The sequence below is a fragment of the Streptomyces sp. NPDC001985 genome (genome assembly GCF_040296845.1).
Classification (GTDB): Bacteria; Actinomycetota; Actinomycetes; order Streptomycetales; family Streptomycetaceae; genus Streptomyces.
Genome location: NZ_JBEOYB010000041.1, coordinates 60,277 through 73,002, shown reverse-complemented (window position 1 = coordinate 73,002; position 12,726 = coordinate 60,277). Strand labels below are relative to the sequence as shown.

Annotated in this window: 8 protein-coding genes and 1 pseudogene; 2 read left to right on the top strand and 7 right to left on the bottom strand. The window is 72.2% G+C overall.

Annotated elements, in window-relative coordinates; translation table 11 throughout:
* Positions 1-944 precede the first annotated feature (944 nt).
* The 7 genes and pseudogenes from ABT122_RS19885 to ABT122_RS19855 all read right to left on the bottom strand — a co-directional run bounded on the left by ABT122_RS19885 (position 945) and on the right by ABT122_RS19855 (position 9,784).
* Complete coding sequence (locus ABT122_RS19885) at positions 945-2,234, bottom strand: citrate synthase (protein WP_351553561.1); 1,290 nt, start codon at positions 2,232-2,234, stop codon at positions 945-947.
* 249 nt (positions 2,235-2,483) lie between these two features.
* Positions 2,484-4,691 carry an SF1B family DNA helicase RecD2 gene (gene recD2, locus ABT122_RS19880; protein ID WP_351553559.1) on the bottom strand — a complete coding sequence of 736 codons (2,208 nt, stop codon included), beginning with the start codon at positions 4,689-4,691 and terminating at the stop codon, positions 2,484-2,486.
* A gap of 342 nt (positions 4,692-5,033) precedes the next feature.
* The gene (locus tag ABT122_RS19875; RefSeq protein ID WP_351553557.1) at positions 5,034-5,756 is read right to left on the bottom strand and encodes a hypothetical protein; all 723 of its coding nucleotides are present in this window, start codon (positions 5,754-5,756) and stop codon (positions 5,034-5,036) included.
* Positions 5,753-6,307: a SigE family RNA polymerase sigma factor gene (locus ABT122_RS19870; RefSeq protein ID WP_351553554.1), complete on the bottom strand. Its 555-nt coding sequence runs from the start codon at positions 6,305-6,307 to the stop codon at positions 5,753-5,755. Before ABT122_RS19870 ends, ABT122_RS19875 begins: the two co-directional genes overlap by 4 nt.
* Positions 6,308-6,645: 338 nt before the next feature.
* A pseudogene (locus ABT122_RS19865) lies at positions 6,646-7,437 on the bottom strand (sugar phosphate isomerase/epimerase family protein); the annotation flags it as partial.
* 38 nt (positions 7,438-7,475) lie between these two features.
* Positions 7,476-8,627: a dihydrodipicolinate synthase family protein gene (locus tag ABT122_RS19860; RefSeq protein ID WP_351553552.1), complete on the bottom strand. Its 1,152-nt coding sequence runs from the start codon at positions 8,625-8,627 to the stop codon at positions 7,476-7,478.
* On the bottom strand, positions 8,624-9,784 hold the full coding sequence (locus tag ABT122_RS19855; RefSeq protein WP_351553549.1) for a Gfo/Idh/MocA family protein: 1,161 nt from the start codon (positions 9,782-9,784) through the stop codon (positions 8,624-8,626). The genes ABT122_RS19860 and ABT122_RS19855 overlap by 4 nt, the downstream gene beginning before the upstream one ends.
* 124 nt (positions 9,785-9,908) lie before the next feature.
* On the opposite strand from ABT122_RS19855, the gene ABT122_RS19850 reads away from it, so the two are divergent.
* Together ABT122_RS19850 and ABT122_RS19845 are read left to right on the top strand one after the other, a co-directional pair.
* Positions 9,909-10,961 carry a LacI family DNA-binding transcriptional regulator gene (locus ABT122_RS19850; protein WP_351553546.1) on the top strand — a complete coding sequence of 351 codons (1,053 nt, stop codon included), beginning with the start codon at positions 9,909-9,911 and terminating at the stop codon, positions 10,959-10,961.
* Positions 10,962-11,529: 568 nt separating this feature from the next.
* A complete protein-coding gene (locus ABT122_RS19845; RefSeq protein WP_351553543.1) occupies positions 11,530-12,318 on the top strand; it encodes a sugar phosphate isomerase/epimerase family protein in 789 nt (262 codons plus the stop codon).
* The last annotated feature ends 408 nt before the right edge of the window (positions 12,319-12,726 follow it).

Below are 12,726 nucleotides of genomic sequence, written 5' to 3'. Positions count from 1 at the left end.
GCCCGACCGGTTCACCCCGGTCGGGCACGGCCCGGTCCGGTTGCGGGGCGACGCCCCCCGGACGACCGGAACGACCGAACGACCGGAACGACCGGAACGACCGGACGATCACCGCGACGTGCGGCGGAGTCCACGACGGATGGCCTGCCGTCTCGCACGGTGGACACCCGGGCCGTCGAGGCGAATCTTTTACGGACCTTGGGCCCGGACGTCGCCCTGCCGCCCTCTGCCGACATCAGCGCTGCTCAGCGCGGTGATCGCCGGATTCACCCAGCCTTTTCGTCCGTTTTTGCGGCACCGGAGGGTCCCCTTCCGCGATCTTTCGGCGGGCTACATGTGACGCACAAGACCTTCACAAAGAGACCTAGATCACAGATATTTGGGGGTAACCATTCAGACTCGTGGTGAGTCTAAATGGCTGATGCCAGGAACGTCTTGGGGGACGTTCATGGGATGTCTTGGGGGACATCCCAGGCAAGCGTTGGCCGGGGCACGTGCCCGGGGAGCTTTGAGCGGCCCTCCCGTGCGTACGTACCCCGGCAGACCGCGTGAGAAGCTACTCCGCAACAGGCGCCCGGCCGGATCCCGTGGGGGGAATCCGCTCCGGGGATATGGGAAGCGCCCCGTTCGTCGACCCGTGGGGGGATCGGCGGCGGGGCGCTTTCGTCATGTGCGGGGCCGGACGGGCCCGGTGGGTGCCCGGGAGACCCGATGGGTACTCCCGGGAGGCCGGCGGGGCCGTACGCCCGCCACAGGGCCGTACAGGGCGCGGAGGACCCGAAGTGCGGGCACCGCGCCCGGTGTCGGCGTGGCCCGGAGGGCGGGCGGTACGGCGGAACAGCCGGTACGGCGGGGCGGACCGCCGGGGACGGGACGTCCGGGCGGCCCGCCGCCCTGGCCGCCGGGGGTGTGGAGATACCTCCGCCGGCCTGCGGGCGGTGGTGTCAGCGAGCCTCGACCGGGAGGAAGTCCCGCTCGACGACGCCGGTGTAGATCTGGCGCGGACGGCCGATCCGGGAACCCGGCTCCTTGATCATCTCGTGCCACTGGGCGATCCAGCCGGGGAGCCGGCCGAGCGCGAAGAGCACGGTGAACATCTCGGTCGGGAACCCCATGGCCCGGTAGATCAGGCCGGTGTAGAAGTCGACGTTCGGGTAGAGCTTGCGCTCGACGAAGTAGTCGTCGGAGAGCGCGTGCTCCTCCAGCTTGAGCGCGATGTCGAGCAGCTCGTCGGACTTGCCGAGCGCCGAGAGGACATCGTGCGCCGCCGCCTTGATGATCTTCGCCCGGGGGTCGAAGTTCTTGTAGACGCGGTGGCCGAAGCCCATCAGCCGGACGCCGTCCTCCTTGTTCTTCACCTTGCGGATGAAGGAGTCGACGTCGCCGCCGGAGGCCTGGATGCCCTCCAGCATCTCCAGCACCGACTGGTTGGCGCCGCCGTGCAGCGGGCCCCAGAGCGCCGAGATGCCCGCGGAGATCGAGGCGAACATGTTCGCCTGCGAGGAGCCGACCAGCCGGACCGTGGAGGTCGAACAGTTCTGCTCGTGGTCCGCGTGCAGGATCAGCAGCTTGTCGAGCGCCGCCACCACGACCGGGTCGAGGTCGTACTCCTGCGCGGGGACCGAGAAGGTCATGCGCAGGAAGTTCTCGACGTACCCGAGGTCGTTGCGCGGGTAGACGAAGGGGTGGCCGATCGACTTCTTGTAGGCGTACGCCGCGATCGTCGGCAGCTTGGCGAGCAGCCGGATCGTGGAGAGGTGCCGCTGCTTCTCGTCGAACGGATTGTGGCTGTCCTGGTAGAACGTCGACAGCGCGCTGACCACGGAGGACAGCATCGCCATCGGGTGGGCGTCGCGCGGGAATCCGTCGAAGAACCGCTTGACGTCCTCGTGCAGCAGGGTGTGCTGGGTGATCTCGCCCTTGAACGTGGAGAGCTCGTCGACGGTCGGCAGCTCACCGTTGATGAGCAGGTACGCCACCTCGGTGAAGCTGGAGCGCTCCGCCAGCTGCTCGATGGGGTATCCGCGGTAGCGCAGAATCCCCTCTTCGCCGTCGAGGTAGGTGATCGCGGATTTGTACGCGGCCGTGTTGCCGTAGCCGCTGTCCAGGGTCACCAGACCGGTCTGGGCCCGGAGCTTCCCGATGTCGAAGCCCTTGTCACCGACGGTGCTCTCGGCCACCGGATAGGTGTATTCACCGTCCGCGTAACGCAGTACTACAGAGTTGTCGCTCACGTCATCCCTCACCGACGTAGTGCCTCTTCTTCGAGGTGCCCTGACTGTCTCCACCATCCCCCATCTGGCTCAGGAGAGTGCACTCGGGGTCGACCGTTGGGCCCTTTGGCGGCACTCAGTGCCGCCAACCTGCTCATCCTGCCCCGTTCGCCCTGATTCCGGAAGTCGGGGTGGCATTTCCCACCCCGGCACAGAGGGGCTTCCCCCGCCCGGCGGAGCCCCGCCGGGAGCCGCGCGACGCTCCGCGGGTCAGCCGCCGGCCAGCCGGTGATCGAGCGCGGTGAAGCGTCTGCCTGCGGAAATCGTCCGCACCGCCTGCCCTATCGCCTTGCGGGAGCCGACCAGCACCACCAGCTTCCTGGCCCGGGTGACCGCCGTGTAGAGCAGATTCCGCTGAAGCATCATCCAGGCCCCGGTGGTGACCGGGATCACCACCGCTGGGTACTCGCTGCCCTGGGAGCGGTGGATGGTGACCGCATAGGCATGCGCCAGTTCGTCCAGTTCGTCGAAGTCGTACGGAATCTCCTCGTCCTCGTCCGTCAGCACGGTCAGCCGCTGGTCGTCCGGGTTGAGCGAGGTGACCACGCCCACCGTGCCGTTGAAGACGCCGTTCTTCCCCTTGTCGTAGTTGTTGCGGATCTGGGTGACCTTGTCGCCCACCCGGAAAATCCGGCCACCGAAGCGTTTCTCGGCCAGATCGGGACGCGCGGGGGTAATCGCCTGCTGAAGCAGGCCGTTGAGAGTGCCGGCCCCGGCCGGGCCCCGGTGCATAGGCGCCAGAACCTGAATATCCCGGCGCGGGTCCAGCCCGAACTTGGCCGGAATCCTGCGGGCCGCCACATCGACGGTGAGCCGTCCCGCGTCCTCCGTCTCGTCCTCGGAGAAGAAGAAGAAATCCGTCAGACCCGAGGTGATGGGCTGCTCACCGGAGTTGATCCGGTGGGCGTTGGTGACCACCCCCGACTGCTGGGCCTGGCGGAAGATCCTCGTCAGCCGGACGCGGGGCACCGGGCCGCCGTCCGCGAGCAGATCCCGCAGCACCTCGCCCGCGCCGACGCTCGGCAGCTGGTCCACATCCCCCACCAGCAGCAGATGCGCACCGGGCGCGACCGCCTTCACCAGTTTGTTGGCGAGCAGCAGATCGAGCATCGACGCCTCGTCGACCACCACCAGGTCGGCGTCGAGCGGGCGGTCCCGGTCGTAGGCCGCGTCCCCGCCGGGCTTCAGCTCCAGGAGCCGGTGCACCGTGGACGCCTCGGCGCCGGTCAGCTCCGACAGCCGCTTGGCCGCGCGCCCGGTGGGCGCGGCGAGGACCACCTTGGCCTTCTTCGCCCGCGCCAGCTCCACCACCGACCGCACGGTGAAGGACTTTCCGCACCCCGGGCCACCCGTCAGCACCGCCACCCGGCTGGTCAGCGCGAGCCGCACCGCGGCCTCCTGCTCGGGTGCCAGCTCGGCCCCGGTGCGCCGGGCCAGCCAGGCCAGCGCCTTGTCCCAGTCCACGTCCCGGAAGGCCGGGAGCCGGTCGGTGTCCGCCCGCAGCAGCCGCCCCACCTGCGCCGCGAGCGATATCTCCGCCCGGTGGAAGGGCACCAGGTACACCGCCGTCAGCGGGTCCCCGCCGTCGGGCGCCGGAACCGTCTCCCTGACGACGCCCTCCTCGTCGGCCGCCAGCTCGGCGAGGCACTCGATGACCAGGCCGGTGTCCACCTGGAGCAGCTTCACCCCGTCCGCGATCAGCTTCTCCTCGGGGAGGAAGCAGTGCCCCTGGTCGGTGGATTGCGACAGCGCGTACTGAAGGCCCGCCTTGACGCGCTCCGGGCTGTCGTGGGGGATGCCGACGGCCTGGGCGATCCGGTCGGCGGTGAGGAAGCCGATGCCCCACACATCGGCCGCCAGCCGGTAGGGCTGGTTCCGCACGACGGAGATCGAGGCGTCCTCGTACTTCTTGTAGATCCGCACGGCGATGGAGGTGGAGACACCGACCCCCTGGAGGAAGACCATCACCTCCTTGATCGCTTTCTGCTCCTCCCAGGCGGCGGCGATCAGCCGGGTCCGCTTGGGGCCGAGGCCGGGGACCTCGACCAGGCGCTTCGGCTCCCGCTCGATGACATCGAGGGTGTCGACGCCGAAGTGGTCCACGATCCGCTCGGCGATCCTCGGGCCGATGCCCTTGATCAGCCCCGAGCCGAGATAGCGGCGTATGCCCTGGATGGTGGCGGGGAGGACGGTGGTGTAGTTCTCCACGGAGAACTGCTTGCCGAACTGCGGGTGGGAGGCCCAGCGGCCCTCCATCCGCAGGGACTCGCCGACCTGCGCGCCGAGCAGCGAGCCGACGACCGTGAGCAGGTCGCCCGCGCCCCTGCCGGTGTCGACGCGGGCCACCGTGTACCCGTTTTCCTCGTTGGCGTAGGTGATCCGCTCGAGAACGCCTTCGAGCACAGCCAGATTGGACATGATCCGACGCTACCGCCAGGGTCGGACAACCCGTGCCGCCTGTGGACAACATGCCGCCTGTGGACAACTCCGCGGCACCCGGCCACCCGGCACCGGCCCCTGCACCCGGCCCCGGAGCCGCCCGGAAAGCGGTCCGGAGAGCCGCCCGGAGAGCGGTCCGCAGCCGTCCGGGCGGACCGGGCGGACCGGGAACAGATCGAGGGGGCCCGGTCACAGCTGACCGGGCCCCTCATGTCCCCACCCCGCCAGGGCTTCGCGGTCCCCCCGGGCCGCTCCCCCGAAATCCGCCCTGACGTCAAGTAGGACAGGCGGCACCGCGAAACGGTTGCACAGCGAGGGCGGTCAGTTCCCCGCTGTGCGAAGCCCCAGGAAGGGGGAGTTCATCCGGGCGGTGATGTCCCCGTCCCGGTCGAAGACCACGACCTCGTAATCGCCCCCGGCCGTCTCCGGAGGGTCCACGAACGCGTGGAAGACACCCCAGCTGGTGTCGCCGCGCAGATGCGCCACCTCCGCCGGGTAGGTCCCGACCCCGGGAACCCGGATGCCGATCCGGGCCGGCAGCCGCTCCTTCCGGAACACCCCGAGGACGAGACCGGTCGACGCGTTGTACACGGAGCGGATGCTCTCGGGCCGGAGATCGGCGCCCGGCCCCATCCGGGCCTCGTCGATCTCGTCCTGGATATCGCCCCCGTCCTCGTCCAGCAGATAGGTCTGGTTCCCGTCCGGCAGCAGGACCAGCCGCAGTCCCCCGCCGAGGTCCATCGGCACGTACGGGGCCACCGCCCGGGGCGCCGGGAAGCGGTTCACCCCCGTGTCGGAGGCCGTGGAGGCGGAGTCGCGGCTCACCGGGTCGTCGTCGAACACGGCCACGGTCCCCACCGCGACCACCGCCGCCACGATCAGCAGCCAGGTCCTGGCGCTGGCCCGGCGCCTGCACGCCCGGCGGCCCCGGAAGAGCAGCTCGTCCACCGGCGGCGGACCCGCCGGGACGCGGTACGCCTCCCGGCGCAGTGCCTCCTTCAGGGCCGCCTCCGCTCCCCCGCCGGTCCCCCTTCCGTCGTTCATGGGCGGGCCTCCCCGGTCACCGGCCCGACCCCCGTACGGGCCGGCGGGAGACCCGCCCAGGTCTCGGTCACATCGGGCTGCTCACGGAGGCTGCGCAGGGCGCGGGCGGTGTGACTGCGTACCGTCCCCACGCGTGTTCCCAGCATCCGGGCCACCTCCGTCTCACTCCTGTCCTCCAGATAGCGCAGAACGATCACCGCCCGCTGTCTCGGCGGCAGCCGCTGGAGCGCGGCGGCGAGCACACTCCGCGCGGCGACGCCGTCGGTCCGGTCCGGCGCCGCGGTCTCCGGGAATCTCGTGGTGAGCCACTCCCGGACCCGGAGCAGCCGCATCCGGTCAGCGTTGGCGTTGATCATGACGCGCCACACATAGGCGTCGGCGTCGTCGGCCCGCTGCACCTTGTCCCATTTCACGTACGCCTTGGCCAGCGCGGCCTGCACCAGGTCCTCGGCGTCGTGGTGGTTTCCGGTGAGGAGGCGGGCGGTGCGGAGCATCCGGGGCCAGCGGCTGACCACGAATGCCTGGAAATCGGCCTCCGCGCTCGTGTTCACTCCAGGGTCCTCGTGTCAGGGGCCGCCGTCCGTCGCCCGTTCCCTACGCGGCTTCGGGGCGTCTGCCCCCGACTGCGGGACTCGTCCTCATGCTTCCTCCTGAAGATCCCGGGAGACCCGTGGTCCGTCCGCTTGCCCTACACCCCTTCAGACGTCGCGGCGGCCCGGTATCTATGTCACGCCGGAGGAGTTTTCTCCGGGGAGTTTCCGGAGGAATCGGTTCCGCCCGCTGCCCGGTCCGGTCCGTGCTCCACCGCGTGCTCCGGTCCGTGCTCGGCTGCGTGCTCCGGTACGCGCTCCAGTACGTGCTCGGCTGCGTGCTCCGGTACGCGCTCCAGTACGTGCGCGGTGGCGCGGTCCACCGTCTCCCTGAGCACCGCCACGCCGTCCCGGGCCCACAGCCCCTCGTTGAACAGCTCCACCTCGACCGGCCCCCGGTAGCCCGCCGCGTCCACCCGCTCCCGCCACCGGCGCAGTTCGATCGCGCCGTCGCCCAACTGCCCCCGCCCGTTGAGCACCCCCCGGGGCAACGGGGTCGTCCAGTCGGCCACCTGGAAGGCGTGGATACGGCCGGCGGCACCCGCCCGGGCCACCGCGTCCGGGGCGGTGTCGTCCCACCAGACGTGGTACGTGTCGACCACCACGCCCACCTGTGACGGCGGGAAGCGCTCCGCGAGGTCCAGCGCCTGCGCCAGAGTGGAGACCACACAGCGGTCCGCCGCGTACATGGGGTGCAGCGGTTCGACGGCCAGCCGTACGCCCCGGTCCGCCGCGCGGGGGGCGAGCACGGCGAGGGCGTCGGCGACCCGCTCCCGCGCGCCCGCGAGATCGCGCCCGCCCGGCGGCAGCCCGCCGGAGACCAGCACCAGGGTGTCGGTGCCGAGCGCCGCCGCCTCGTCGATGGCGGCCCGGTTGTCGTCCAGGGCACGGGCCCGCGCCCCGGGGTCGTCGGCCGTGAGGAAGCCGCCCCGGCACAGGGAGGTGACGGTCAGTCCGGCGTCCCGCACCAGCCGCGCCGCCGCGTCCACTCCGTACGCGCGCACCGGATCGCGCCAGAGGCCGACGCCGGGGACGCCGATCCGGCGGCAGGCGGCGGTCAGCGCGGGCAGCGGGAGCTGTCGCACGGTCATCTGGTTGACGCTGAGGCGCTCCAGGCCCGCCGCCGCGGTCACGCGCCGGCCCCGTGGACGGCGAGCAGCGCGCCCATCCGGGTGCGGGCCAGTTCCGGGTCCGGGAAGAGGCCCAGCTGATCCGCGAGTTCGTAGGCGCGCGCCAGATGCGGCAGCGAGCGGGCCGACTGGAGTCCGCCGACCATCGTGAAGTGGCGCTGATGGCCGGCGAGCCAGGCCAGCAGCACCACACCGGTCTTGTAGTGGCGGGTCGGCGGCCCGAAGAGATGGCGGGCGAGGGCGACCGTGGGGTCCAGCCGGGCGCGGAACGCCCCGGTGTCGCCCGCGTCCAGGGCGCCGAGCGCGCCGGCGGCCAGGGGCGCCAGGGGATCGAGGATGCCCAGCAGGGCATCGCTGTAACCGTGCGCGTCGCCCGCGATCAGCTCCGGGTAGTGGAAGTCGTCGCCGGTGTAGCACCGCACGCCGGGCGGGAGCCGGCGGCGCAGGGCGATCTCCCGGCCCGCGTCGAGCAGCGAGACCTTGACGCCGTCGACCGCGCCGGGGTGGGCGGCGATCAGCTCCAGCAGGGTCTCGGCCGCGGTGTCCGGATCGGGGCTGCCCCAGTAGCCGTGGAGCGCCGGATCGAACATCGGGCCGAGCCAGTGCAGCACGACCGGCGCGCTCGTCTGCCGCAGCAGACCGCCGTAGACCGTGAGGTAGTCCTCCGGGGAGCGGGCCGCCGCCGCGAGCGCCCGGGAGGCCAGCAGGACCGGCCGGCCGCCCGCGTCCTCGACGGCCGCGAGCTGTTCCTCGTACGCGGCGCTGACGTCGGCGAGCCCGGCGGGGCCGGTGAGCTGGTCCGTACCGGCACCGCAGACGATGGCGCCGCCCACGGCCCGCGCCTCGGCCGCCGAACGGCGGATCAGCTCCGCCGCCGCCGTCCAGTCCAGACCCATGCCGCGCTGGGCGGTGTCCATGGCCTCCGCCACACCCAGCCCGTGGGACCAGAGGTGACGGCGGAAGGCGAGCGTGGTGTCCCAGTCGACGGCGGGGGTCGGGCCGGGGTCGGCGTACGGGTCGGCGACGACATGGGCGGCGGCGAAGACCGTACGGGAGCGGGGGGCGCTCCTGGGAGGCGCGGGGGGTACGGGGTCGGCGCGCGGCACATACGTGCGCAACCCGCCCGTCGCGTCCGGGAGGCGGATGGTCACAGGGTCAGCTCCGGCACGGCGAGGCGGCGGCCCTCGGTGGACGAGCGCACTCCGAGTTCGGCGAGCTGCACGCCCCGGGCGCCCGCCAGCAGATCCCAGTGGTAGGGCTCGCCGAGGGCCACATGGCGGAGGAACAGCTCCCACTGCGCCCGGAAGCCATTGCCGAACTCCCCGTTGTCGGGGACTTCCTGCCACTGGTCGCGGAAGGAGTCACCGGCGGGGAGATCGGGGTTCCAGACGGGTTTGGGGGTGGCCGAGCGGTGCTGGACCCGGCAGCGGCGCAGCCCCGCGACGGCGGAGCCCTCGACTCCGTCGACCTGGAACTCGACCAGTTCGTCACGGTTCACCCGGACCGCCCAGGAGGAGTTGATCTGGGCGACGGTGCCGTCCGCCAGCTCGAAGACGGCGTAGGCAGCGTCGTCGGCGGTCGCCGGGTAGGGCTTGGCGCGCTCGTCCCAGCGGCGCGGGATATGAGTGGTGATGTGGGCCATCACGCTGGTCACCCGGCCGAACAGCTCGTGCAGGACGTACTCCCAGTGCGGGAACATGTCCGTGGTGATGCCGCCGCCGTCCTCCGCGCGGTAGTTCCAGGACGGGCGCTGGGCGTCCTGCCAGTCGCCCTCGAAGACCCAGTAGCCGAACTCCCCCCTCACGGAGAGGATCTCCCCGAAGAAGCCGCCGTCGAGCAGGCGTCTCAGCTTGAGCAGCCCCGGCAGGAAGATCTTGTCCTGGACGACTCCGTGGCGGATGCCGGCGGCCTCGGCCTCCCGGGCGAGGAGCAGCGCGTCGGCGAGGCCGGTGGCGGTGGGCTTCTCGGTGTAGACGTGCTTGCCGGCGGCGATGGCGCGCCGGAGCGCGGGCACGCGGGCGGAGGTGATCTGGGCGTCGAAGTAGATGTCCACGGCCCGCTCGCCCCGGGCGCCGAGCACGGCGTCGAGATCGGTCGACCAGTGCGGGATGCCATGACGCCCGGCGATGGCGCGCAGGGCGCTCTCGCGGCGGCCGACGAGGACGGGTTCCGGCCACAGGACATCCCCGTCGCCGAGGTCGAGACCGCCCTCGTCACGGATGGCGAGAAGTGAGCGGACCAGGTGCTGGCGGTAGCCCATACGGCCCGTGACGCCGTTCATCGCGATCCGGACTGTCCTGCGTGCCACGGAAGAGCCTCCCCGTTCGCGGTGCGGTGCGGACGTGATAGCAAGCGCTTTCTGGACAGGATGACGCTAGCCTGCCGACAGCGGCCGGACAAGGGGCCCGGCTCACTCTCCCCCGGAGGAAGCGATGACAGTCACCCTGGCGGATGTCGCGGCACGCGCCCGGGTGTCGCCGGCCACGGTGTCCCGGGTGCTCAACGGGAACTATCCGGTCGCGGCCTCGACCCGGGAGCGGGTGCTGCGCGCCGTCGACGAGCTGGACTATGTGCTCAACGGGCCGGCCAGTTCGCTCGCCGCCGCCACCTCCGACCTGGTGGGAATCCTGGTGAACGACATCGCCGACCCCTTTTTCGGGATCATGGCCGGGGCCGCGCAGACGGAGATCGGCGGGCAGGAGGGGGCCGGGCGGGGCGGGGGCGAGAAGCTCGCGGTGGTGTGCAACACCGGGGGTGCGCCGGAGCGCGAACTCACCTATCTCACGCTGCTCCAGCGGCAGCGGGCGGCGGCGGTGGTGATCACCGGGGGCGCGCTGGAGGACCCGGCCCATATCGCGGCGATGTCCGCGAAGCTGGGGAAGCTGGCGGCGGCGGGCACGAAGGTGGTGCTGTGCGGGCGGCCTCCCATGCCGGGGAGCCCCGCGGCGCAGGCGGTGATCACCTTCGACAACCGGGGCGGGGCGCGGCGGCTGACGGAGCACCTGATCGGGCTCGGCCACCGCCGCATCGGATATGTGGCCGGGCCGCCCGAGCGCACCACCACCCGGCACCGGCTGGAGGGGCACCGCGAGGCGCTGCGGGCGGCGGGGATCGAGGAGGACCAGACGCCGCTGACCGCGCACGGGCCGTACACCCGCGGCTCCGGCTACGCGGCGACGGCGGAGCTGCTCGCCCGCGAACCCGGCCTGACGGCGATGGTGGCGGCGAACGACACGGTGGCGCTGGGGGCGTGCGCGGCGCTGCGGGACCGGGGGATGCGGATTCCGGATGATGTGTCGGTCGCGGGGTTCGACGATCTGCCGTTCGCGGTGGATGTGGTGCCGGCGCTGACGACGGTGAGGCTGCCGCTGGGGGAGGCGGGGGCGAGGGCGGGGAGGTGGGCGATGGAGGGGGCGACGGGGGTGGCGCGGATCGCGGGGGAGCTGGTGGTGCGGGGGTCGACGGGGCCGCCGGGCCGGGGGTGAGGCTTTGCTTGCGGGGGGGGGGCCTGGCCGGGGCCGCCCGGAGGTACGGGGTGCCGGGCCGGGGCCGCCCCCGGGTGCGGGGTGCCGGGCCGGGGCCGCCCGAAGGTACGGGACCGGGCCGCCGGGCCACCCCCGGGTGCGGGGATCCTGGCCGCCGGGCCACCCCCGGGTGCGGGCACCCGGGGTGCGGGGTCCGTCCTCAAACGCCGGACGGGCTGAGAAGGTGCCCGGACGGGCTGAAAGAGGTGGCCGGACGGGCTGAGAAGGTGCCCGGACAGGCGGAAAGAGGTGGCCGGACGGACTGAGAAGGTGCCCGGACAGGCGGAAAGAGGTGGCCGGACGGACTGAGAAGGTGACCGGACAGGCGGAAAGAGGTGGCCGGGCGGGCTGAGAAGGTGACCGGGCAGGGCTGAAAGAGGTGGCCGGGCAGGGCTTACGAGGGGGGCGGGGCGGGTGGGGGAAGGTATACCGGTGCGGGATACCGGGAAGCAGAGGACGACGACCACACGGCGGAGCCGCATCGCAGAAGCCGCGCGCCGCTGATCCATCCGCAGGGAGGAACGACAGGATGAAGCTCGCCTTCTCCACTCTTGGTGTACCCGGGATGCCCCTCGCGGAGGTGGCCGCGCTGGCCGCCGATACCGGGTATCAGGGAGTGGAGCTGAGGGTCGCCGCCGAGGAACCGGTGCATCTCGGGCTCGGGCAGAGCGAGCGGGCCAAGGCCGCACGGGAGTTCGAGCGGGCCGGGGTCGAGATCCTCTCGGTCTGCGGGTACACCGGGCTCGCCGCCGAGGGCGACGACACCCCGGTCCTCCAGGAGATCGGCGAGCTGCTCTGGCTGGCCAGGGATCTCGGCGCGCCCTCGGTGCGGGTCTTCCCGGGCGGTGCCGGGCGCGAGATCGGCGCCGCCGACACGGTGGCCGCGCGCCGGCTGGCCGCGGCCGCGGAGACCGCCGCCGGGGTCGGCGTCCGGATTCTGCTGGAGACCCATGACTCCCACCGCACCGGAGCCGCGGTCTCCCGGGTGCTCGGCCCCATCGGCCATCTCCACGCGGGCGCGATCTGGGATGTGCTGCACCCCTGGCTCGGAGGCGAGGACCCGGCCACCACCCATGGCACCCTCGCGCCCTTCCTCGGCTATGTCCAGGTCAAGGATGTCGCCTCGCGCGAGGACCTCGCCCCGCTGCCGCTCGGCGCGGGGGTCCTTCCGCTGCGGGAGTCGCTCGCGGCGCTCGCCCCGGACACCTGGGTCAGCTGGGAGTACGAGAAGCGCTGGAACGCCGACGCCCCCGAGCTGCCGGGACTGCTGGCACCGGGCCGGGAGTATCTGGAGAGCCTCCTCACCCGGGCGGGGTGAGAGCGGCACCGGCCACGGCGCGGAGGGACACGCGCAGGGCTGGCACCGGGGCGCGGAACGTGAGGGCTGGCACCGGGGCGCGGAACGTGAGGGCTGGCACCGGGGCGCGGAACGTGAGGGCTGGCACCGGGGCGCGGAACGTGAGGGGTGGCACCGGGGCCCGCGCTCGGCAAGGGCTGGAAGCGCGCCGTGCCTCATGAGCCCCGGTGCCGCCCGGAGCGTCCCCCGACCCGCACCACGCCGCCACCGCACCCCCGCCCCCGCCTCGCGGCCCCCCTCCGTACCAGTGACCTTTCGGCGCGCCGCGCACGCTACCTCCCGCCCAGCCCTTGACCTGGTAGTTATTTTCCGGTTATCCGTTTGTCCTTGGAAGTTTCCTTCAACTCGCTTGTCGGGCACGGCCGGAAG

Coding starts and splice junctions, on each gene's coding strand:
- recD2 (WP_351553559.1), bottom strand. CDS start 4,691: ATGTCCAATCTGGCTGTGCTCGAAGGCGTTCTCGAGCGGATCACCTAC.
- ABT122_RS19875 (WP_351553557.1), bottom strand. CDS start 5,756: ATGAACGACGGAAGGGGGACCGGCGGGGGAGCGGAGGCGGCCCTGAAG.
- ABT122_RS19850 (WP_351553546.1), top strand. CDS start 9,909: ATGACAGTCACCCTGGCGGATGTCGCGGCACGCGCCCGGGTGTCGCCG.
- ABT122_RS19845 (WP_351553543.1), top strand. CDS start 11,530: ATGAAGCTCGCCTTCTCCACTCTTGGTGTACCCGGGATGCCCCTCGCG.